The organism is Campylobacterota bacterium, from assembly GCA_040752835.1.
Lineage (GTDB): Bacteria > Campylobacterota > Campylobacteria > Campylobacterales > Sulfurimonadaceae > Sulfuricurvum.
In genome coordinates this window covers 120621-140509 of the sequence record JBFMGG010000006.1, presented here as the reverse complement: position 1 = coordinate 140509, position 19889 = coordinate 120621, and the positions used below count along the sequence as shown (strand labels likewise).

Genomic DNA, 19889 nt, shown 5'->3' with positions numbered 1-19889 from the left:
CACTCAGTCTAGATACTCTCCCTCAGAATCATCATAGGGGTCCAGATGAATCAGGGCGTGCACGTTTGCATCGGGAAAGAGCTTTTTGAGTGCGAGTTCAATACGGTCTCCCACTTTGTGGGCGTCGTAAAGAGAGGTGCTGATGCTGAAAACGATGTGGACGCTCATGTAGATTTCCGATCCCGAACGGCGGGTACGCAGATCGTGATAGCCGCTGATGTCGTACTGGTTATGTAAAAGGGTATGGATCTTCTCGACGCTTTCGGCGTCGAGCGCCGCGTCCAGGAGCATCAATGTCCCTTCCCGGATCAGCGGGAAAGCCGAATAGATCATGTAGATCCCGATTCCGATCCCCAGCAATGGATCGATGAACGTGTAATCGGTAAAGTGGATGACGGCGAGCGAGATCAGAACCGCCGCGTTGCTGAAGAGGTCGGTTTTGTAATGGAGGGCATCGGCCTCGATGACCATGTTCCCCGTTTTTTTCGCCACAAAGTGCAAAAATACCACCAGCGCGGCGGTTACGACGATCGAGACGACCATCACTCCGATCGAGAGATCCAGGTGCTCGATGGGACTCCCCTGAACCAGTTTGGAGATCGCTTCGTAGAGGATGAACAGGGCCGAGAGGCTGATGACCGTCCCTTCGACGACCGCGGCCAGGGGCTCGAGTTTTCGCCGTCCGAAATTGAAATATTCGTCCGGCTGTTTTTCGGCATTGTGCAGGGCGTAATAGTTGAAGGTCGAAACGACCATGTCCAGCAGCGAGTCGATAGCGGAGGCCAGAACGGCGACCGAACCGCTGATGATGCCGACGGTGAGCTTGAACGTCACCAGCATAAAGGCGACGGTGGTAGAGACGAGGGTGGCTTTTTTTTCGATACGCATAGGGTGATTTTAGCCTAATATGGCTAAAATTTCGGGCTTTCGGATACGAAAAGCAGCTCAAAGGCCCGGACAGGAGAGGGAATGGATTTAAACGCGATACGCGCCGAACGGATGAAATGGATGGAGTGGAAAAACATCGCGCCTTTGCGCGAAGCACTCGCCGTCCTTCCCGATTTCAGGGCCGAACTTTCGTCGCAGAATACGGTCGCCCTTCGCGGCGGCGGAGAGATCGACGCCGCGGAACTCGAAAGAGTCGCACGGATGATGATGCCCTGGCGCAAAGGGCCGTTTGACCTTTTCGGACTTTTGATCGATACCGAATGGCGTTCGGACATGAAATACAACTTTCTCCGCCCCCATTTCGACCTGCGCGGCAAAAAAGTCGCCGACATCGGCTGCAACAACGGTTATTACATGTTCCGTTTTCTCGAAGACGCTCCCGCAAAAATGGTCGGATTCGACCCTTCCGCACTTTTTAAGACGCAGTTCGATCTGATCAACCGGTTTGCGAAAACCGACATCGTTTACGAGCTTTTGGGGGTTGAACACCTGCCGTATTACGAGGAAAAATTCGACGTCATCTTCTGCCTGGGGGTGCTGTACCACCGCAGCGATCCCGTCGCCATGCTCAAAGGGTTGCGGCAGGGGCTCGCCGAAGGGGGAGAAGTCTATCTGGATACGTTCATCATCGACGGCGACGAAGCGGTCGCGCTGTGCCCCTCGGAAAGCTATTCCAAAATTTCCAACGTCTATTTCGTCCCTACGCTCAAAGCACTGGAAAACTGGTGCATCCGGGCCGGGTTTAAAGAATTCGAGGTGCTGGGAACGGTGGTAACAACCTCCGATGAACAGCGCAAAACCGACTGGATCGAGTCGCAAAGTCTTGAAGATTTTCTCGATCCGGCCGATAATAGCAAAACAGTAGAGGGGTATCCCGCGCCCAAACGGGGATACGTACGGATCAAAAAAGGATAATTTTGGCGAAAGAAGCAGTAGAAACAGCGACGGAAGTGCTCCAGTCGGTTACAAATCCCCAGGCGGCGCTGAACACGCACGAACGGATCAATACCTCATTCAGCGGTTATATCGTACGGCTGGAAAGCGGTTACGCGCAGGTGACGCTCGAAACCAGCGACGTCATGCGGGCGGACGAGCTCGGACTGGTACACGGCGGCTTTATTTTCAGTGCCGCCGATTTCGCGGCGATGGCCGCGGTGAACGAGCCCAACGTCGTGCTGGCCTCGTGCAACTGTCTTTTCCTGGCCCCCGTCCGCTCCGGCGACGTCGTGACGTTCGAAGCGACCGAACACCAAAAAGAGGGGCGTAAACGCAACGTCACCGTCAAGGGTTTCGTCCATGAGATCAAAGTGTTCGAAGGGGAATTCAAAACGGTTATTACCGAGCGCCACGTTTTGCGCCTCGATTTGATGAAAAACGTCGAATAAGGGGTTAGACCACCTTCAGCCAGTAGTCGACGTTACGCTGTTCCGCACGGACGCTCGTTGCTCTTCCGTGGCCCGGATAGAGCGGTTTGTCGTCGCTCCAGAGCGCAAACTTTTTGAGGCTTTGGCGCATCGCTTCGGGATCGGAGTAGGGGAAATCCCAACGCCCGATCGAACCTTCGAACAGAAAATCGCCGCTGAAAACGGCATCACCGATCTCGATCATCGAACACCCCGGGCAGTGGCCCGGAAAATGGTGGAACGTCACCCGGATCCCCGAAATGTCAAACGTTTGGTCCCCGTCAACTTCGACATCGGGAACCGAGGGGGGAAGATCGGGCATCCACGTACTCCCCGAAAGAAGCATAAGATCCGCTTTGGGAGCGTAGAGGGGGACGCCCAGCCTGCGCTGGAGTTCGCTGTTGCTCCATACGTGGTCGAAATGACCGTGGGTATTGAGGATGGCGACGGGACTGGAGACGTTGGAAAGGACCCATTCGGTGGCCCCCATCCCCGGATCGATGATGATCTCCTTGCCGTCGATTTTGACGATATAGCAGTTGGTCTGATAATCGCCCATCGGGCGTTTTAGAATTTCCATACAGTGCTCTTTTTTAGTCAAATTTTAGCATAATTGGCTCCATGGAACTTTACGGTACTCTCGAAACACTGCTGGAAACGGCCGCCCCGGCCGAAAAGATCGGGGGATTCAAAACCTTTTATGCCGCCTATCAAAACGGGAGCGTCAGCCGCGATCCCGCCCGGGCGTGTCGGGTTTTCGAACACCCCTCGTATGAGGGATTTTGTACGATCGCCGATCCCAAAGAGGTCCCGCGGCGTAACCATCTCAAATCTCCCCACGGCCAGACGTTGCTGCTGCACGCGATCGCCCACATCGAATACAGCGCGATCGATCTCGCCCTTGATGCGGTTTACCGGTTTCGGGACGAAGGGGAGGAGTTCGAACGCGACTGGCTCGAAGTGGCCGACGACGAGGTTCGTCATTTCGAGATGATCGAGGCGCTGTTGCGCGAACTCGGGAGCGGATACGGAGCATATCCGGTACACGACGCGCTGTTCGAAGCATCGATGCGGACACTGAGCCTCAGCGAACGGATGGCGGTAGTCCCCCGTTACCTCGAAGCCAACGGTCTGGACGCGACGCCGCAGATCCTGCGAAAACTCGAGCCGCACAAAAAAGAGCCGATGGTCGCGAAAATCATCGCGGCGCTCCACGTCATTCTCGACGAAGAGGTCGATCACGTCCGAAAAGGGGACAAATGGTTTGCCCGATCCTGCCGAAAAGAGCAGATCCCCCAATCTTCGTATTTCGAAATCATCGAACGTCATTACCCCGGGAGCTTTCCCCGAAAAATCGATATCAACTGCGAGGCCCGGCGGCGCGCCGGATTTGCCCAGGGGGAACTTGAAAAAATTTCGTCGAACCGATGTTGACGGCGGCCGCGCGATTTTACGTTATAATGCAAAATGTTAATTTTACGGTAAGGTTGGCAGGTGGGCAAGTACGCATTGATCAGCGAGTATCTGACACGGTTTTTGGAAGAGGAAGTTCGCAAGACCGGCCTCGCTAAAACGGTCGTCGGTTTAAGCGGCGGTATTGATTCGGCCGTGGTCGCGGTGCTGGCTCACCGTGCATTCGGAGATGATCTTCTGTGCGTCAAAATGCCCTCGCACTATTCGTCCCAAAGCAGCCTGGACGACGCCGACGAACTGTGCCGCGTTTTCGGCCTTCGCAGCGAAACCCGCACCATCGAACCGATGTTACGCGCCTACGGAGAAGAGGGGATGTCGGCGCTTCGCATCGGCAACCTCTCCGCACGGCTTCGGATGGTGACGCTGTTTGATATTTCCGCGCGTGAAGGGGCACTGGTGCTGGGGACCAGCAACAAAAGCGAATTGATGCTCGGCTACGGAACCCTCTACGGCGATCTGGCCAGCGCCCTCAACCCGATCGGCGATTTGTACAAAACCGAGGTTTTCGAACTGGCCCGCCATCTTGGGATTCCCGATTCCATCCTTTCCAAACCGCCCAGCGCCGATTTGTGGGAAGGGCAGAGCGACGAAGCCGAGATCGGCTACCCTTACAGCGATCTGGACCGTGTGTTGAAACGTTACGTTGAGGAACGCCATACACGCGAAGAGATGATCATGGGTGGAGAAAAACCCGATTTGGTCGATATGATTATCGGAAAGATTTATAAAAATCAGTTCAAACGCCGCATGCCGGTAATCGCCAAACTGACAGCGCGTACCGTCAATATCGATTTCAATTATCCCAGAGATATAACCCTATAAAAAGGAAAAGCAGATGAATATCCCGTTTTATCGTGTCGAAGTCGGAGGAGATGAGAGAGAAAAAATCGACGAGGTGCTCGACGGCGAGGCGCCGGACATCATCAAAGATCTCGAAAGCGCGTTTGAATCGTATATCGGCGCTTCGTACGCCCTGGCCACTTCGCACGGCACTGCGGCACTGCATCTGGCGATGCTGGCGATCGATCTCAAGCGGGGTGACAAGGTACTGTGTTCGATCAATGCCTATCCCTCGGTTCCTGAAGTGGTGCGCCATTTCGACGCCGAGCCGATTTTCATCGATATTGATCCCGATACCTTTAACATCGATCTGGGCAAACTCGAGCATTATCTGGCCGAGAACAAAAGCAAAAAACTCAAAGCGGTCATCGTTTCGCACGTGGGTGGGCAGAGCGTCGACCTAGACCGCCTCTACGAGATCGCCAAACAATACGACGTCAAAATCGTCGAAGACGCTTCAGACGCACTGGGAGCGACCTATAAAGGCCGGAAAATCGGTTCGACCGGCGCCGACATCACCTGTTTTGATTTCAGTCCCCATCTCCGCCGCAACGTCTGTAACGGGGGAATGCTCGTCAGCGACGACGAAGAGATCATCGAACGGGCCCGGTTGCTCCGAAACCATGCGATGGTGACCGAAGACGAATCGCTGGGCTACATCTACGACGTCACCGATATCGGGAGCCAGTACATGATGAGCCCGCTGGATGCGGCCACGATCCTCGTGCAGCTTGAAAAGCAAGACGACATCATCGAACGTCAGCGCGAGATCGCCGCGGTGTACAACGAGCGTCTCGAAGGGGCACCCCACATCAAACTGCCGATTGCGAACGAAGAACATCCCTATTCGCTCTTCATCATCAAAGTCGACAAAAACCGCGACTCTTTCGCCCGTGAGCTTTCGGCGCGCGGGATCGAATGCGGCCTCCACTACATTCCCCTGCACCTGCTGAGCTACTACAAGGCAAAATATTCGCTGCGCGTCAACGATTTTCCGGTCGCGCTGCGCAGTTACCAGCAGGTTCTTTCGATTCCCAACTACGCCGCTTTGAGCGACGATGATGTCGACGAGATCTGCGAAGCAATTCTGGACGTAGCGTCGACCCGGGTGTGAAACGCTTTCTGACACGATGGGGGGAGGGGTATCTGTATCGCCCCTCTCTGCTCCAGAAACTCCTTTCGCTTTTGCTGCTCCCCTTAAGCGCCCTGTATTGTCTGTGCGCCTACATCCGCTACCGTCGAAGCGTTCCCAAAAATCAGGGTATACCGGTTGTCAGCGTCGGCAACCTGATTGTGGGGGGGAGCGGTAAAACGCCTCTGGTGATCGAACTGGCACGCCGCTTTACCAAACCCGCCGTCGTTTTACGCGGGTACGGGAGATCGAGCCGCGGTATGGTGGTCGTCAAAGACCGGGACATTTTGTGCGACATCGCCCAAAGCGGGGACGAAGCGATGCTCTATGCCAAGTCGTTGCCCCATGCCGTGGTGATCGTCAGCGAGATCCGCGAACGGGCCATCGCCGAAGCCAAAGCGATCGGGTGTGACGTCGTGCTGCTCGATGACGGATACGGGAAACACGCCATCGAGAAACTTGACCTGCTGATCCGCGTTCCGACTCCCAATCCGTTCTGCCTCCCCAGCGGAGCCTTCCGCGAAAAACTCTGGAAAGGTAAAGCGGCGATTATCGCCGAAGAGGGGACGACGTTCACCCGTCGGGTGAGCATTCAGAATCCAACGCGTAAAATGGTTCTGGTGACCGCCATCGCCCGTCCCGAACGGCTCGATCCCCATCTCCCCGAAGTAATCGAAAAGGTTTATTTCGAAGATCACCATCTCTTTACCCCCGGCGAACTCGAAGCGATCGTCAAGCGGACCGGGGCGACGAGCCTGCTCGTAACTCAGAAAGACTTCGTTAAAATGGCGTCTTTTAATCTCAACCTCACCGTCATGGAACTTTCCCTGGACGTGGATGAGGCGCTTATCGAACAGGTAAAGGAATACGTCAATGCAAAAAAAGATTGATACCGTCAAAACCCTGATGGACGCGATGCCGTTCATCAAAGAGTTTCGTGACGAGATCGTCGTCATTAAATACGGCGGATCGGCACAAAGCTCCGAAGAACTCAAGGCCAAATTCGCGCAGGATATCGTATTGCTGCACCTGGTGGGAGTCAAGGTCGTCATCGTCCACGGCGGAGGGAGCCGCATCAGCCAGCTGCTGGGGGATCTGAAGATCCCGACCGAGTTTATCGACGGCGAACGGGTCAGCACCCCCGAAGTGATGCGGATCGTCGAAATGGTCCTCAGCGGGGAGATCAACAAGGAGATCACGTCGCTGCTCAATTCCCACGGGGCCAAGGCGATCGGGATCAGCGGGAAAGATGCCCACTTCCTCAAAGCCAAGCCCAAAGACGAAGCCAAATTCGGCCTTACGGGACGGGTGAGCGAGGTCAAAGCCGACGTCATCCACAACCTCCTGCGCGAAAACTTCATCCCCGTCATTGCCCCCATCGGTGCCGACGAAGCGTTGGGACACCCGGGTTACAACATCAATGCCGATCTCGCCGCATCGGCCATCGCCGCCGCCATCGGTGCGTGCAAAGTGATTTTTATGACCGATACTCCGGGGGTGCTGAACAAAGAGAAAGAACTTTTCTCTACCCTCAGCGAAGCGGAAGTCGAAGCGCTGAAAAAAGACGGAACGATTAGCGGCGGGATGGTTCCCAAAGTGGATGCGTGCCTTGAAGCGGTGGACGGCGGCGTCAAAAAAGCGCACATCATCGACGGCCGGATCGAGCACGCGATTTTGCTCGAACTTTTCACCTCCGAAGGGGTGGGGACGCAGATCACCCTGTGATCGGCCCGAACTTTAAGCTTCCTGCGTTATAATTTCGGTCTCTTTTCACACAAAACACTAACGCGGTCGTGGTGAAATTGGTAGACACGCTAGATTCAGGTTCTAGTGGCAGAAATGTCGTGGAGGTTCAAGTCCTCTCGACCGCACCATCGTAAAATAGGCACTTTCAGAGCCTAGCAACAATCACTCAAATTTTTAAGAATTCGTTTGGGGTACAACTTGGGGTACAACTTCGATTTCACGATGCGATATCAACTTTTTTAGATTCAATCCACTTTTCAAGCTTTTCCACCTCGAAATAATTTCGGTTTCCAACTTTGATCGCCGGTATGAATTCTCCCTTCATGTAGAGTTTCGTAAGGGTGTTTTTTTTCAGTCCGTAGATTTTTTCAATATCGCGGTATGTGATAAGCTTTGTCATCATGGTTCCTTTCGTATTACCGAGCACCGGACGTATCCCAGTCCGTAGTCTTCGGTAAGCTGTTTTTTGTAAGAGAATTTTCCGTATTTGACGACTTCGCCGGTGACGATCACCGTGTCGCCGTAGGATGGTGGCTTTTTGATTTTGCATTCGATCCACAGGTGGTCGCACAGGTGGCGGCCTTCTTCGTTCTGAACCCTTCGGATCAGGTGCGAATCTGGGTGGTTTTTGGCTTCCCTGCAATACTCTGCGGTGACGGTTATCGTCTGACCGGATAGATTGCGGAGGCGGTTACGTGGTATGGCGCTCACGGTACGCCTCCTCTTTACTGATCAGTTCAAACTCAATCACCAAAACGTATCGATTATCGAATGATTCTTTACCGTCGATTGATTCCCAAAATAACCCAAACGCATCACTCGGTGACTGTCCCGACATTTCATCATTACCATAGTGCCATTCAACCATAGTATAGGTTCTATTTGTGTATCCTTTAACATTTCGCTCAATTTTAATAGCGCCCTCAGCAATCGCATCCTCTTCGCTGATCTCATTCAATCGCTCAACTCGGATATTAGTGATACGGATAAATGTGCGTGCCATTTCACGGATACAACCGTTCGGGATGCCTTGGCAGTTTATTAACCATTTTGGGATAGGAACAAATCTGCTTGGAATATCAATACAATTAAATGAATTATCAGATAGGTATTCATACGTGATATTAGGTATCTTATCTGCTGTCCAAGTAGTTACTCCCGCGTGTTCAATAATTTTTGCAGGCTCACGAACCCAAAGGACTTCACCTAATCGGTGTTTAAGAGGGAAGCATTTACCGTCAAAGAATACAAAGCATCGACCCTGCTCATCGAACTGAGTAGTAACCTCTATGTCTCCGCTCGGAAGTCGTTTGTCGATACGGCGAGTTTGTGTCTTTCGTCCATCAAGTATCGCTCTCACCATTTCGGTGTTGAATATTGCGGGTTTCATAGTTGATCCTTATCTGTTCCAATATTCTCATTGCCTGGTGGTAGTCGTGCCACTCGTCTGCGGTGTCGAAGTCGTCTCTGGTAACTTCTTCGATCGGTTCCGCTTCCATTCTCGGTTGTAGTTGCGATGCTGTTCCGGGTTGTTCTCCCGCCATCGCTTCACGCTCTCGTAAGATGCTTTCGGGTTGTCCTTGCGCCATTTCTTCATGTAGTTGCGTTTCCACTCCCGTTTTTGTTCCAAAGTGAGACGCGGTTTTTTCGGCTTTTTGACCATCTCGTGGACTTGCACGACATGATCTGTTTTCGGCTTTGGCTCTTTCGGATCCTTGGCCGATTCGGGCTTTTTTCTCCGGCGCTCTTTTACCTCTGCGGCGATTTTGGCATGGTTGTCGATCGACGACGATACTGATCGCTTCGGGGTGATCTGTAGAGGCGGTTGCCCCGTGCGGTCGTATCCCATCATCGCGTCGAAGTCGCGGCGGATCATCGGTTTCTGCCCGCGCTCGCGCATCTGGGCGCAGTAGGTTTCGTAGGTAAATTTCGGGTTTGGGCTCATTTCGTATCCTTTTTTCACCAAATATTGAATAAATTCGGCTGTTCAGCGTTCGGAGAGATCCAGACGCACTCTTTTCGAATGACTGTACCTGCTTTGGAAGATGCTCTTGCATCGAAGCTGATCATACGCCAGTCTTTGAGCATGTCGTTGTAGAGATCGGAGTCATACCCGGACAGTAATACCATCCCGTTCACCTGCAGAAGTTTTTTTAGCAGCTGCTCATGGTCTTCTGCGGTCATTTCGTGGCGATAGTACTTTGTACCAGAATCCATAGAAGACCGCGTCTCAGGAAGATAAGGAGGGTCGACGTAGAAAAAGGTACCTTCATGGTCGACGGTATCGATCAGACGCTCCGCTTCCATATTTTCGATGACCACCCCTTTCATACGTGTGATGATCGCATGAAGGTGATCCGGCAGGGCATCCCATTGTTTCGCCGGAGCGCTGAAAGATGCTTCGCATCGATCAAGCCCACGGAAACCGGTGCGTCCTTTTGTGGCACCGGCCGATCCGAACCCCATATGGGATCTGACGATACATCGGCGAGCCTGCTCTACAGGATCGTCAGTATCTTCCCAACCGAGCTTCATCTCTTCGCGAGCGAACGGTGTCAGTTCTAGCAGCTGAATGAGTTTCGCAGAATCAACCGGGTCACGGAGTACTCTGAACACATTGACGATATCGCCGTCGAGGTCGTTGTAGATCTCGTTTTTGCTTCGCGATTTGCGCAACAGCACACCAGCACCCCCCCCGAATGGTTCGACGTATGTCATGTGTGGGGGCATGAGTTCGATGATCCTGTCAGCCACGCGCCACTTCCCGCCGTGGTATCTGAGCGGTGGTCGTGTCGGTTTACTCATGCTGTTCTCCTTATCTGTTCCAATATTCTCATTGCCTGGTGGTAGTCGTACCACTCGTCGGCGGTGTCGAAGTCGCTTCGGGTGACTTCTTCGCCGCTCTGCGTTCTCTCGCCTTCGTCGCTTCCTTGGATTTGTAGGTCGAGGAGGACTTGTACAGTTTGCGCTTCTGGTTGAGCACTGCTTTGTGTTTCTGGTAGTGCCGCGCTTGGGCTTCTTTTTGCTTCCGCTTTTTGTGCTCGGAGATCTGTTCCAGGGTCATCGAGGAGAAGTCCGCTTTCTTGCGTAGTTCCGGCGGGACTTTTTTGTAGTTCGATCTTCCCTCCGCCTTCATGCGCTCCCTGAGTTCCTTCTGCTTTTGGCGGACATAGTCCGGGTTCTCCTGTTTCTTGGAGAGGTAATACTGTTTTGAGTATTCCCGCTGACGGATCCGTTGCTCCTCGGTATAGGTCCTCTTTGGCGCACCGGACTCCATGCGTTTGCGTCGGTATTCTCTCTGCCGCGCGTTGCGAATCAGTCTTCGCTCTTCTTCGGATAGTGTTGAGTATTTCCCGCGGGGTCGGAACTTCGGCTTCGGCTCTTTTGGGACCTTTTCCTTTTTCGGCTTTGGCTCTTTTGGAACTTTTTCTTTCTTCGGCTTTTTGATCATCTCGTGGACTTGCACGACATGGTCTTTCTTCGGCTTCGGCTCTTTCGGAACCTTGGCCGCTGCGGGCTTTTTTCTCCGGCGCTCTTTTGCCTCTGCGGCAATTTTGGCATGGTTGTCGATCGACGACGATACTGATCGCTTCGGGGTGATCTGGAGCGGTGGAACCACATCATCCGGAGTTATGCCGAACGCCTCGTTGAACTGCTGTTCGGTCATACCGGCGACTCCGCCGACTGATTTGAGGTACTGTGCGTAGGTAAATGCTGGTTTTGCACTCATTTCGTTTCCTTTTCGATATGACTCCCCAATTCCTTGGCGAAGTAGTCTCTGATCTTTTTTCCGTAGTAGGCGATGGCGTCCGGGCGGCTCATCGGAGGGGGGAGTCTGCCCAGCGTTTTTTGTATCTGGATGAAGTTTTTGCGGAAGTCGATGTTTTCGCGTTTGAAAACGTAGGCTTCTCCGTGGGTCATCCGGCGCATTACCAGCACCCCGCTTTGGCATCCACTTTTACAGCTTCAGATGTGACGTACAGAGGGCAGATATCATCTTCTGCAGCATGCACTCCGTCTTGCTGGGTCAGCCCAGCGTCAATACACCGTGCCGGGTGATAACACTTCAGCTCCTCAAGATAGTCGTCGGCAAAATCAGAGAATCCACAGGTAAGGCATTTTTTTGGTATTCTTGGCATGGTGAATCCTTTGTCGATTGTCTCACAGTGAATCCGTCGATGTTCGGAATGGTTGGACGTATTCAGTCTGGGGCAGGGATGGGTGCGGCGCTCAGGCCGCGAAAGAATCAGGGTTGTTTGCGAAGCGTTTCCACGCCTCAAAGTTGACCCGTACCAGAGCCGCTGCGGCCGGTGGGCATACGCTGTTTCCGACCATTCTGACCTGAGCGTATCCTGGGATAGGCTTTTTGTCCGAAGTGTGGTCGATGATGTAGTCGGGGCGAAAGCCCTGAGCGTTGTAGAGCTCTCTGGGTTTGAGCATCCGGAGTTTGATGTCGATGATTTGGTATTTGGTCCCGTCGATCGTGACGATACCCATCCGCTCATCGTCGCTCAGATCCGGTCCGCAGTAGTGCGCGATGAACTCGCGTACCTGGATGATACGGTCCATCGTTTCGATATCCCACGACGCTCCGGTGAGCGGGTCGAAAACAACGTCCACTTTTGCAAAACGGTCTTTTGTGACGACGGTACGAAGCGGATCGGATACGTCCTGACCTATATCCTGACCCTGACCGTAGTAGGTACTCAGGAACGTCTGAACGATTCCCTGATGCGTCCCGGCCGCTGTGATCGTGTGGGCGGGTTCATCGACCGGATAGCCGTAGTTGGTTCCTCTGAATTTGATCGCATAGGAGACGCACAGCGCCGCTTTGCCGTTTCCGTTCGTCGTGATCGTCCCGATCGGATCGCCTACCGGACTGCCGACCGAGCTTGTGAAGTCTCGAACGACGTGTAGGAGCTGTACCATTTCGTTTTCGATCAGGGCGTGACGGTTCTCGGTCGTGATGGTTGTCAGCGGATCGAGTGGACCCCACGACGATCCCTTCGAGCTTTTGTTGTCGATGCCGATCAGAACCGGCGATATCATCGCATGATGGTTCCCGGTTGTCACCGTATGCAGCGGGTCATTCATGACTCCGCCCGGGTGTCCGGTATTGTTCATCATGATGAATGGGGCAACCTCTGCGGAAACCAAACCATGCCGCATCCCTCCGCTGGTGATTGTCGACAACGGTTTGTCCATCGCAGTACCTCTCCCATCTGCTTCCCCGTTGCGTTCTCCGAAGTACGTCGTGACAAACGGTGCCATGTTGGCGGTCGCGAGCGCATTATGGTCGACGGTGGTGACGGTACCAAGCGGGTTATCGATCGAACTTCCGATCGCACCTTTCGGACCTCCGTAGTTTTTGACGATCCACGGCCGATCTACAATGTATGGATTTTTGCTTTGCATCACAAACTTCTTGAGCCCTTTTCCGATTCGTCTTAGTGAGGCATCTTTGAGCGGCCGGTTGATGCGGAGTTTTTGCTCGCGCACCTGCTCTTTTGTCATGAATATCGAGTATGACGGCACCGACCAGTCGATGATGTCCGCAGCGGTTCGGTACGGTTTCAGACCTTTGCTGCCACCGTGCGTCGCTTCGGGCCATACCGGGGCATTACCGTAGCACGTAGCGACCATAAATAGACGTTTTCGGATTGTCGGAGCTCCGTACTCATGTGCGCGAAGCTCTCTCCACTCTACCTGATACCCGAGCTTCTCGAGCTCTCCGACGAAGCGGCTGAACGTCTCACCTTTACGCACCGGGCATGGCTGGCCGTCATCGAGGACCGGACCCCAGTCGGTGAACTCCTCGACGTTCTCCAGGAAGATCATCTTCGGTCGTCTGAGCTTCGCCCATTTGACGACTACCCATGCGAGGGACCGTAGCTGTTTGCAGACCGGCTTCGATCCGCGTGCTTTAGAGAAGTGGGTACATGCAGGCGAAGCCCAGAGCAGCCCGACCGGGTATTCCGGGAAGATAGTTTTTGGATCGACTTCGAACACGTCCGCGGTGAAGTGGATCGTATCGGGGTGATTGACCTGGTGCATGGCAACCGCATCCGGGTCATGGTTGACCGCAACGTCAGGATCACGTCCGATCGCGGCACGTATCCCCTCAGATGCTCCGCCCCCTCCGGCGAACAGATCCACGATCAACCCAAACTCGGGGTCGAAATGATCGAGCATGTCGATCATAGTGCGCTGGATTTTACTCATACGAACTCCGATTAAACGATTTCAGCAACGGGTTATCTTCCGACGTTTCAAAAGGTGGTAGGCAGTAATGCTCGCATCTAGCATCGTACTCACCCATAGGCATTACTGTAAGAGCGCACCATGTGCCGATATTGTCCGATAACAGATAGTTGCACCCCCTGCATCGAGTGTCTTTTTGCTCTTCGCGGACGATGCGGTCGTATTCCGCCATGAAAAAAGCGGCTCCGATGATCAGGTTCGTTTTACGGTCATGCTTTTGGCGTGAATCGAAAACGGGACACCACGGATACAGGGTTCGGACCGGGAACATTTCGCCTCCGAGTTTGTAGACCGGCACGGTAGCACCGTAGCATGCTCCGGCATCCGCCAGCGATCCGTCGGTATGTTCATCGTCATGCTCTCTGGTGTATCCCTTTTCGACGATCTGGCGGGTCCGCTCTTTGGCTACGAGTTCGAGGAAGTTTGATCTGTGCATGGTGAGTCCTTTTTCTTTCTTTCGTGTTCTTCATACCAGCCGAGCAGTACGGCCAGCACCAGCATTACCGCTATCAATACGGTCATTTTTTTGCCTTCGAATATTTCGCACCTGGAGCGTTTTCACCCCATCTACGTTTTGATCCATATAATATTCCGATCACGGCCATAACGGATATGATCAGCGCGGCTCCTATGAGTTGGTCTTCCATGTCTGCTCCTAAAAAAGTATTTTCATGGGGTCAAGTCCTGTGCGTTGACAGAATTTGATGATTTGTTTAAGGGGGGGGGTGATTTCGTTTTTTTGCAGATGCGAGAGCATTACCCCTCATATTTAACAAATTGGCGACGTCATTGTCAAAAAAAACACCACTCTTGTGTTTGCAAGTGATATCTTTGATCCGCTCGATCATTTCCGCAACAGACACAAACTCATCCATCTACGCCGCCTTACATGAGATCGTATTTTTCACACCAATCGAGGAGCTTCTCAAAATTGGTTTCAATGACTTGCCAAGCAATAAACATCGTTTCTCCTTTTCTATTTCTTCGAGGATTCGCACCGCTTCACCGATGCTGATAGATCTGTACTTCATCCGATCTCCTCGATGGTGATTTTGTATCTCTTCCACGGTTGCACTTCCCGGAATAACAGGTGAAAATCATCCCCGCCAAAAAGCAAACGACCATCACCTTGTGTGACAGCAACCTCTTTTTGGACTTTTATTTTTTTAGGTTCGATCGGCTTTTCTGCTTTCGGCTTCGCCGCCTCTTTGAACTCATCCCTCTTGATCTCTCCGGCGTTGTAGCGGTCATAGACCTCGCGCTGTTTTTCCGGCTCGACTCGGCTCAGTTCTTCGAGCACGGAGAGTCCGGTGTCGCGTTTGTTCTCCTCGATGTCGGCTCTGATCTCCGGGTCGAGGTTGAGGAGGCCGAACGCTTTGGAGAGATACGAGCGCGGTTTGGATATCGCGCGGGCTAGATCCTGTTTTTTATCGTACTTGCCGGTTTCCCACAGCCGCACGACCGCCATCGCGATTTCGTAGTCGGTTAGGTCCTCGCGCTGGATGTTTTCGATCAGGGCGATTTCGTCAACGTCGAGTTCACCACGCTCCGACACGATCGCTCGGATTGTAATTGCCTTGTTGAGCAGGTGTGCGCGATATCGACGCTCCCCGGCTACAATCATGTAGCACCCCCCGTTTCTTCGCACGACTACGATCGGCTGCATCAGCCCTTTGCCCCGTATCGATTCGGCCAGTTCGGCGAGCGATTCGGGATCGAAGTTCTTGCGGGGCTGGTCTGGGTTTGGGTATATCTTCGATACCTCGATCTCCATCAGATCGGTAATGCCGGAAGTGCGGGGCTTGGATTCGCTGACCGCGTTATCGAGTGCGTCTAAGTTCATCTCTAAGCTCCAGTATTTCGGTTTGGGCCAGAGCGTTTCCAATGCTGCTGAAAACGCTCTGACCGTTGCCCATCGTGGTGTAGTAGATTTTGCGCGAGCGGATGGCGCTGTCCAGGATGGTGAAGCGCGATCCCTTGACCGCTTTTTTGAATTTGTCGAAGTTGCGGGTAGCGGCGTGGACGTTGTTGAACAGTACGTGGAAATGCGTATCGACGGTGTCCAGTTCGGAGAGGATCGCGTCAAACGTCCGGAACCCGAGCACCTCGGTCACGCGGTCTGGGGTGATTGGGATCACGACGTGGTCGCTGTGCCGGATCGCCGCACGGTTCAGATCGCTGTCGAAGCCTCCGATATCCATGATGAGCGTCACATCGTGCGTGGTGCGGGCGATCAGGTCGTACAGCTCTGCGACGCTGCGCGGCTGATGGACGGTGAACGGTCGACCCGCCATGATGTTGACGTAATGGAGCGTCTGGTTGAAGTCCATGTCGACGATCTCGACCGGACCGATCAGACTGAATGCATGGGCCAGATGCCATGCGGCGGTCGATTTTCCGACACCGCCTTTGGTGTGTGCGAGGGTGATGTTCATTTGGGGCCCTTCGATTTGTATTTATTGCACCCATCATTTAAATCAACATCACAGCTATAGAAATTGCAATCAATATTTAAACATTCAAGTGAATCATGTGGGGAAAAATACCCCGAATATTCACACGTTTCACACGTTTTTGGCTTTGTGAGTTCTTCAACTTCGGCTATCGCCGCATCGTACACTTGAGCGAACTTGTGGTCGTCTTCTATCTGTAATCGTGTCTTTTGCAAAATTTCCAATGCATTCATCGTTTGACCTTTTTGATTGAATTTTCCCGCGGGAAATTTTGAGCGTTCCACTGGATATAGGGATAGTGAACCGCAAAGGGAACCTATACCCAGCGCAACGCTCTCGGTGAAGCCCTCACGGCTAATCCCCTACCGTTAAATTTCCGTAATGTCTATTTTCAGGAGAAGGTCGTAGAACCTCATGCAATCGGATGACTTTAGAGGGCTTCATGGAGAGTGTTTTCCACGGTGAAACCCTTTGGTATAATGTGAGTTCTCACACAAACATCAACACAAAGGGCTTCATGATGGAAATTACTGTTCGATACCAAGGGCACAGCGGGGTGAATCTCGGGTTTACCGACACGATGGAATATCTGCCAAGAGTAGGGGAAATGATCGAAAACAGCTATCTGAGAAGCCACAGCTGCACCGGGCTGTTCGTCATCATCGAGATCACGCACGCCCGTGATGACAACGGCAAGTTCTCGGCACTGGTTCAGTGCATAGAGATCAGCGACGTCGATGACAAGCGCTTCAGGCTGGCTGAGGCTGGAAACATTCCTCACATTCCGTGATCAAAAAAGACGCTTCGAGCTCTTTGCGAAACTGGATGATCTCGTCTCTGATCCTCATCATCTTTTTATCGAACATATTGAGTTTGTCGATTTTGTTGATGCCGTTGTAGCTGTAGTATTTGCCGAGCGGTCTAAGGCAGTGAAACAGGTCTGATTCCGCCATTGATATATTGTTCGATACTTCCACAGCGGCCTTAATTTCATCGAAAGGGACCATCGTTGCATCCTATGAGTGATCTGTGAAACGCAGACGTGATGGAATCCCAACATCCTGCGCTTCATTAAGCACTCGTTGCTTCGCCCCTGACTTCGTACCATTGGGGGCTATAGGATGGTGTCGCTGCACGTGGCGCGCTCACCAGCCTCCCGCAGACGCCGTTACCGCTGCTTGCCGGATCGACATGATCCGACTCCCTCAGAGATTACTCTCCGCTTCGTTGAGCATAGGCTCAATTGACCGTACCGATGTACGATCTATGAAACTATGTTGATGCCGTTTGTTTCGCAGTGTTCTTTGAACCCGCTGCAATGTGTTTGCATGTATTTGAAAATCTGTTTATCCAACGGTGTGCTTTTTCCGTCACGGATCAAACGCTTGTGTAGGCGCTCTTTTACAGAGGAAGGTTTCGCACCGATAGCCTCACACGCTTTTTCGAATGAGGACCCTTTTACCATGAGGCCCATCTTGACATTCTGGTAAAGCGAAATTTGCGGATTAAACGTCATATTTGTCAAACCTTTTCGCCTATTTGGCGAGTGTGTTATAATTGTTTATGTTTTGTAAACGTAAACGATTGAAGGTATTGTACATTCAAAACGAATGTATTGTCAAGTATATTTTGAAGGTTTTTGAAAGTATGAAAGAAATAGAACAGATTTTAGTGCGGATTCGTAAGGCTGCAAATGTAAAAACAGACGTTGAGCTATGCGAAAAAATAGACTTTTTAAAATATCCTACGCTAGATACGTGGAAAAACAGAAACAGTATCCCATTTAAAAAACTACATATGATTGCGGATCGGTTAGGTGCTGATTATCAGTTCTTGCTCACTGGCAAAAGTAGTGGGACAATGGTTTCTCAATCCATGGTTGGTAATGGCAATAACCAAGTCAATGGTTCAAATAACAGCATCTCAGGAATATCAGCTCAAAAAGAGGATGTCGCAGATTATCAGGAAGAAGATGAGATGATCAATATCCCGTACCTGCACGATGTAGTGGCATCGGCTGGCGGAGGTGCGGTTATCCCTCATGACATCGAGAACAGCTTCATAAAATTTTCAAGTGCATTTCTAAAAGACTTTTTGAGGGTAGACCGATTTGGCGGGATCCATGTCATCAGTGCGACCGGCAACAGTATGGAACCTACGATCGCGGCCGGTGAGCTGCTGATGGTAAACCCGTACGAGAACGAGGACTGCAAGATCAAAGACGGTGCGATCTACGTCATCATATGCTCCGATTCGGTTTTCGTGAAGAGGATCAGGACCAACCCGATCACCAAAGAGATGAAGCTTGTCAGCGACAACAGAGAAGTAGATGACATTATCATCAAAGGGGATGATTTCGACGGATGCAAGATCATCGGGCGTGTAGTAGGACATTTTGATAAATTATAAGGGGTAATCGTGCAAAACATCGATGGGAATGACAATGTCCAAGTTTTTGGAGACGGTAATACCATTACTGTCAGCAGACAATTTGAAGTTAATAAAAATAGCCATGCTGCTGCAATGGCGATGGAGTCTTCACCTACAGTTTACAGACTATTAAGTGACTATGTAGAATTTCCGATGTTTATGACCTACTTTTTTGGAATGGTTGCATTAACTTTTTATGCCAAGGAATATCTAGGTACCTTTATGATCTATGGCGCGATTAGCATGGCTATAATATGGTATTTTTTACCAATGAAATATCCTTTCTTACTTGGGACAATATGGTGGAATAAACTTAGCCGTACAGGTGGGGAAAGTATCGATTTTAGGGATATACATGAGATGCACTGGAAAGGTAGGGATGTTTATATCACTACGTTTGGTAGAGAGCGGTACAAGATTTCTTTTTTCAGTATTGGTGGGGCGAGAGAACTATTTGATGCCTTTTCGATCTATGTGAAGTTAAGATAGAAAAAGTTTCATCGAAGATTGTCAAGCATCTTCTTCTTTCGATTTTGCTGTTTTGAATTTGAAGAATTGGGCAAAAGCTATTCCCACTGTCGATGTCAAAAATAATCCTGCAGTGATCGGATCATGGTAATACCCAAAATAAGCCCCTCCTGCTAAAGAAGCTCCTCCTATAAAAAACGCCATAAACTGTCCAATAAATGCGTATGCTCTCACATACGGCATTTCCTTCTCGCGCATTGTTTGTTCTTTTTTTTCTGTTTCTACGACGTCTTTTTGTATATCTAACTCTTGTTGCCTAAACCCAAGAATACGATCTACTAGTTCTGGGTGAGATTCTTGCATGCGGTGGAGAGCATCTATTTCAGATGCTCCCATGTGGAAATTATTTTGCTGAAGAGTTAAAGAGTTATGTTCACTATGATGCAGATGTTCTGCTAATTTTTGATTTACCACTTTGCGCTGTGATTTCGTCAATCTGCTCACGTGTAAATCTCCTGTGTGGATTCATTTTTCGATCAATACGTCTGGAAATATCCCCAATCTTATTGATTTCCGAATAGTCAACCGGGGTGAATGCATTGGTAAAACCAACGACAAAAGCTCTCAGCTTTTCGCTCATCTGCCACCTCCTGAAAAATTGCGGGATTATATCTGAAACCGCTTTAAAATGTTCACTACTTATGAACATACTTTTTATTGAATAACTACCAAGTA

Annotated in this window: 27 protein-coding genes and 1 tRNA gene; 11 read left to right on the top strand and 17 right to left on the bottom strand. The window is 51.5% G+C overall.

All coding sequences use genetic code 11. The features are described from left to right. Window positions 1-3: 3 nt before the first annotated feature. On the bottom strand, window positions 4-888 hold the full coding sequence (locus AB1763_05075; protein MEW5832190.1) for a cation diffusion facilitator family transporter: 885 nt from the start codon (window positions 886-888) through the stop codon (window positions 4-6). Window positions 889-969: 81 nt separating this feature from the next. Here AB1763_05075 and cmoB point away from each other — a divergent pair, with 81 nt between their 5' ends. Both cmoB and AB1763_05065 read left to right on the top strand, forming a co-directional pair. Further along, window positions 970-1863 (top strand): tRNA 5-methoxyuridine(34)/uridine 5-oxyacetic acid(34) synthase CmoB, encoded by an 894-nt coding sequence (cmoB, locus tag AB1763_05070; GenBank protein ID MEW5832189.1) that lies wholly within the window; start codon window positions 970-972, stop codon window positions 1861-1863. A gap of 2 nt (window positions 1864-1865) precedes the next feature. Beyond that, the gene (locus AB1763_05065; protein MEW5832188.1) at window positions 1866-2333 is read left to right on the top strand and encodes a hotdog domain-containing protein; all 468 of its coding nucleotides are present in this window, start codon (window positions 1866-1868) and stop codon (window positions 2331-2333) included. Window positions 2334-2337: 4 nt separating this feature from the next. Here AB1763_05065 and AB1763_05060 read toward each other — a convergent pair whose 3' ends face one another. Next, the gene (locus AB1763_05060; GenBank protein ID MEW5832187.1) at window positions 2338-2931 is read right to left on the bottom strand and encodes an MBL fold metallo-hydrolase; all 594 of its coding nucleotides are present in this window, start codon (window positions 2929-2931) and stop codon (window positions 2338-2340) included. 41 nt (window positions 2932-2972) lie between these two features. On the opposite strand from AB1763_05060, the gene AB1763_05055 reads away from it, so the two are divergent. The 6 genes from AB1763_05055 to AB1763_05030 all read left to right on the top strand — a co-directional run bounded on the left by AB1763_05055 (window position 2973) and on the right by AB1763_05030 (window position 7670). Beyond that, window positions 2973-3785 (top strand): ferritin-like domain-containing protein, encoded by an 813-nt coding sequence (locus AB1763_05055; GenBank protein ID MEW5832186.1) that lies wholly within the window; start codon window positions 2973-2975, stop codon window positions 3783-3785. 60 nt (window positions 3786-3845) lie between these two features. Further along, the gene (locus AB1763_05050; protein MEW5832185.1) at window positions 3846-4646 is read left to right on the top strand and encodes an NAD+ synthase; all 801 of its coding nucleotides are present in this window, start codon (window positions 3846-3848) and stop codon (window positions 4644-4646) included. 13 nt (window positions 4647-4659) lie between these two features. Then, window positions 4660-5778, top strand: coding sequence for a DegT/DnrJ/EryC1/StrS aminotransferase family protein (locus AB1763_05045; GenBank protein MEW5832184.1), 1119 nt, complete (start codon window positions 4660-4662; stop codon window positions 5776-5778). Further along, window positions 5775-6686, top strand: a complete 912-nt coding sequence (locus tag AB1763_05040; protein ID MEW5832183.1) for a tetraacyldisaccharide 4'-kinase — start codon at window positions 5775-5777, stop codon at window positions 6684-6686. Before AB1763_05045 ends, AB1763_05040 begins: the two co-directional genes overlap by 4 nt. Continuing rightward, the gene (argB, locus tag AB1763_05035) at window positions 6670-7521 is read left to right on the top strand and encodes an acetylglutamate kinase (protein ID MEW5832182.1); all 852 of its coding nucleotides are present in this window, start codon (window positions 6670-6672) and stop codon (window positions 7519-7521) included. Before AB1763_05040 ends, argB begins: the two co-directional genes overlap by 17 nt. 62 nt (window positions 7522-7583) lie before the next feature. Then, window positions 7584-7670, top strand: a tRNA-Leu gene (locus tag AB1763_05030). 89 nt (window positions 7671-7759) lie between these two features. Here the strand turns inward: AB1763_05030 and AB1763_05025 are convergent. The 12 genes from AB1763_05025 to AB1763_04970 all read right to left on the bottom strand — a co-directional run bounded on the left by AB1763_05025 (window position 7760) and on the right by AB1763_04970 (window position 16238). Beyond that, a complete protein-coding gene (locus tag AB1763_05025) occupies window positions 7760-7942 on the bottom strand; it encodes a helix-turn-helix domain-containing protein (protein ID MEW5832181.1) in 183 nt (60 codons plus the stop codon). Beyond that, window positions 7942-8253: a hypothetical protein gene (locus AB1763_05020; protein MEW5832180.1), complete on the bottom strand. Its 312-nt coding sequence runs from the start codon at window positions 8251-8253 to the stop codon at window positions 7942-7944. Before AB1763_05020 ends, AB1763_05025 begins: the two co-directional genes overlap by 1 nt. Beyond that, entirely contained in the window at window positions 8234-8932 is a 699-nt protein-coding gene (locus AB1763_05015; protein MEW5832179.1) for a hypothetical protein, read from the bottom strand. Before AB1763_05015 ends, AB1763_05020 begins: the two co-directional genes overlap by 20 nt. Window positions 8933-8959: 27 nt before the next feature. After that, entirely contained in the window at window positions 8960-9487 is a 528-nt protein-coding gene (locus AB1763_05010; GenBank protein ID MEW5832178.1) for a hypothetical protein, read from the bottom strand. Window positions 9488-9501: 14 nt separating this feature from the next. After that, on the bottom strand, window positions 9502-10347 hold the full coding sequence (locus AB1763_05005; protein ID MEW5832177.1) for a DNA adenine methylase: 846 nt from the start codon (window positions 10345-10347) through the stop codon (window positions 9502-9504). Window positions 10348-10375: 28 nt separating this feature from the next. Beyond that, window positions 10376-11272: a hypothetical protein gene (locus AB1763_05000; GenBank protein MEW5832176.1), complete on the bottom strand. Its 897-nt coding sequence runs from the start codon at window positions 11270-11272 to the stop codon at window positions 10376-10378. Further along, entirely contained in the window at window positions 11269-11472 is a 204-nt protein-coding gene (locus AB1763_04995) for a hypothetical protein (protein ID MEW5832175.1), read from the bottom strand. Before AB1763_04995 ends, AB1763_05000 begins: the two co-directional genes overlap by 4 nt. Beyond that, window positions 11472-11681 carry a hypothetical protein gene (locus AB1763_04990; protein MEW5832174.1) on the bottom strand — a complete coding sequence of 70 codons (210 nt, stop codon included), beginning with the start codon at window positions 11679-11681 and terminating at the stop codon, window positions 11472-11474. The genes AB1763_04995 and AB1763_04990 overlap by 1 nt, the downstream gene beginning before the upstream one ends. 91 nt (window positions 11682-11772) lie before the next feature. Then, window positions 11773-13764 (bottom strand): DNA cytosine methyltransferase, encoded by a 1992-nt coding sequence (locus AB1763_04985; GenBank protein MEW5832173.1) that lies wholly within the window; start codon window positions 13762-13764, stop codon window positions 11773-11775. Then, window positions 13757-14239: a hypothetical protein gene (locus AB1763_04980; protein MEW5832172.1), complete on the bottom strand. Its 483-nt coding sequence runs from the start codon at window positions 14237-14239 to the stop codon at window positions 13757-13759. The genes AB1763_04985 and AB1763_04980 overlap by 8 nt, the downstream gene beginning before the upstream one ends. Before the next feature lie 591 nt (window positions 14240-14830). Next, the gene (locus AB1763_04975) at window positions 14831-15646 is read right to left on the bottom strand and encodes a ParB/RepB/Spo0J family partition protein (GenBank protein MEW5832171.1); all 816 of its coding nucleotides are present in this window, start codon (window positions 15644-15646) and stop codon (window positions 14831-14833) included. Beyond that, window positions 15624-16238, bottom strand: a complete 615-nt coding sequence (locus tag AB1763_04970; protein ID MEW5832170.1) for a ParA family protein — start codon at window positions 16236-16238, stop codon at window positions 15624-15626. Before AB1763_04970 ends, AB1763_04975 begins: the two co-directional genes overlap by 23 nt. A 538-nt stretch (window positions 16239-16776) precedes the next feature. Here AB1763_04970 and AB1763_04965 point away from each other — a divergent pair. Next, entirely contained in the window at window positions 16777-17046 is a 270-nt protein-coding gene (locus tag AB1763_04965) for a hypothetical protein (GenBank protein ID MEW5832169.1), read from the top strand. On the opposite strand, the gene AB1763_04960 is transcribed toward AB1763_04965, so the two are convergent. Further along, window positions 17006-17209 (bottom strand): hypothetical protein, encoded by a 204-nt coding sequence (locus AB1763_04960; GenBank protein MEW5832168.1) that lies wholly within the window; start codon window positions 17207-17209, stop codon window positions 17006-17008. The genes AB1763_04965 and AB1763_04960 overlap by 41 nt on opposite strands. Window positions 17210-17903: 694 nt before the next feature. On the opposite strand from AB1763_04960, the gene AB1763_04955 reads away from it, so the two are divergent. Next, window positions 17904-18665, top strand: a complete 762-nt coding sequence (locus AB1763_04955; protein MEW5832167.1) for a S24 family peptidase — start codon at window positions 17904-17906, stop codon at window positions 18663-18665. A gap of 9 nt (window positions 18666-18674) precedes the next feature. After that, complete coding sequence (locus tag AB1763_04950) at window positions 18675-19175, top strand: hypothetical protein (protein ID MEW5832166.1); 501 nt, start codon at window positions 18675-18677, stop codon at window positions 19173-19175. A gap of 21 nt (window positions 19176-19196) precedes the next feature. Here AB1763_04950 and AB1763_04945 read toward each other — a convergent pair whose 3' ends face one another. Together AB1763_04945 and AB1763_04940 are read right to left on the bottom strand one after the other, a co-directional pair. Continuing rightward, window positions 19197-19550 (bottom strand): hypothetical protein, encoded by a 354-nt coding sequence (locus AB1763_04945; protein MEW5832165.1) that lies wholly within the window; start codon window positions 19548-19550, stop codon window positions 19197-19199. Between the two features lie 40 nt (window positions 19551-19590). Continuing rightward, window positions 19591-19794 (bottom strand): hypothetical protein, encoded by a 204-nt coding sequence (locus AB1763_04940; protein MEW5832164.1) that lies wholly within the window; start codon window positions 19792-19794, stop codon window positions 19591-19593. Window positions 19795-19889: the final 95 nt, after the last annotated feature.

Bases quoted from the DNA above. Each gene is read 5' to 3' on its own strand.
- AB1763_05075 (MEW5832190.1), bottom strand. From the start codon at position 888: ATGCGTATCGAAAAAAAAGCCACCCTCGTCTCTACCACCGTCGCCTTT.
- cmoB (MEW5832189.1), top strand. From the start codon at position 970: ATGGATTTAAACGCGATACGCGCCGAACGGATGAAATGGATGGAGTGG.
- AB1763_05060 (MEW5832187.1), bottom strand. From the start codon at position 2,931: ATGGAAATTCTAAAACGCCCGATGGGCGATTATCAGACCAACTGCTAT.
- AB1763_05055 (MEW5832186.1), top strand. From the start codon at position 2,973: ATGGAACTTTACGGTACTCTCGAAACACTGCTGGAAACGGCCGCCCCG.
- AB1763_05045 (MEW5832184.1), top strand. From the start codon at position 4,660: ATGAATATCCCGTTTTATCGTGTCGAAGTCGGAGGAGATGAGAGAGAA.
- argB (MEW5832182.1), top strand. From the start codon at position 6,670: ATGCAAAAAAAGATTGATACCGTCAAAACCCTGATGGACGCGATGCCG.
- AB1763_05025 (MEW5832181.1), bottom strand. From the start codon at position 7,942: ATGACAAAGCTTATCACATACCGCGATATTGAAAAAATCTACGGACTG.
- AB1763_05015 (MEW5832179.1), bottom strand. From the start codon at position 8,932: ATGAAACCCGCAATATTCAACACCGAAATGGTGAGAGCGATACTTGAT.
- AB1763_05010 (MEW5832178.1), bottom strand. From the start codon at position 9,487: ATGAGCCCAAACCCGAAATTTACCTACGAAACCTACTGCGCCCAGATG.
- AB1763_05005 (MEW5832177.1), bottom strand. From the start codon at position 10,347: ATGAGTAAACCGACACGACCACCGCTCAGATACCACGGCGGGAAGTGG.
- AB1763_05000 (MEW5832176.1), bottom strand. From the start codon at position 11,272: ATGAGTGCAAAACCAGCATTTACCTACGCACAGTACCTCAAATCAGTC.
- AB1763_04995 (MEW5832175.1), bottom strand. From the start codon at position 11,472: ATGCGCCGGATGACCCACGGAGAAGCCTACGTTTTCAAACGCGAAAAC.
- AB1763_04990 (MEW5832174.1), bottom strand. From the start codon at position 11,681: ATGCCAAGAATACCAAAAAAATGCCTTACCTGTGGATTCTCTGATTTT.
- AB1763_04985 (MEW5832173.1), bottom strand. From the start codon at position 13,764: ATGAGTAAAATCCAGCGCACTATGATCGACATGCTCGATCATTTCGAC.
- AB1763_04980 (MEW5832172.1), bottom strand. From the start codon at position 14,239: ATGCACAGATCAAACTTCCTCGAACTCGTAGCCAAAGAGCGGACCCGC.
- AB1763_04975 (MEW5832171.1), bottom strand. From the start codon at position 15,646: ATGAACTTAGACGCACTCGATAACGCGGTCAGCGAATCCAAGCCCCGC.
- AB1763_04970 (MEW5832170.1), bottom strand. From the start codon at position 16,238: ATGAACATCACCCTCGCACACACCAAAGGCGGTGTCGGAAAATCGACC.
- AB1763_04965 (MEW5832169.1), top strand. From the start codon at position 16,777: ATGGAAATTACTGTTCGATACCAAGGGCACAGCGGGGTGAATCTCGGG.
- AB1763_04960 (MEW5832168.1), bottom strand. From the start codon at position 17,209: ATGGCGGAATCAGACCTGTTTCACTGCCTTAGACCGCTCGGCAAATAC.
- AB1763_04955 (MEW5832167.1), top strand. From the start codon at position 17,904: ATGAAAGAAATAGAACAGATTTTAGTGCGGATTCGTAAGGCTGCAAAT.
- AB1763_04945 (MEW5832165.1), bottom strand. From the start codon at position 19,550: ATGGGAGCATCTGAAATAGATGCTCTCCACCGCATGCAAGAATCTCAC.
- AB1763_04940 (MEW5832164.1), bottom strand. From the start codon at position 19,794: ATGAGCGAAAAGCTGAGAGCTTTTGTCGTTGGTTTTACCAATGCATTC.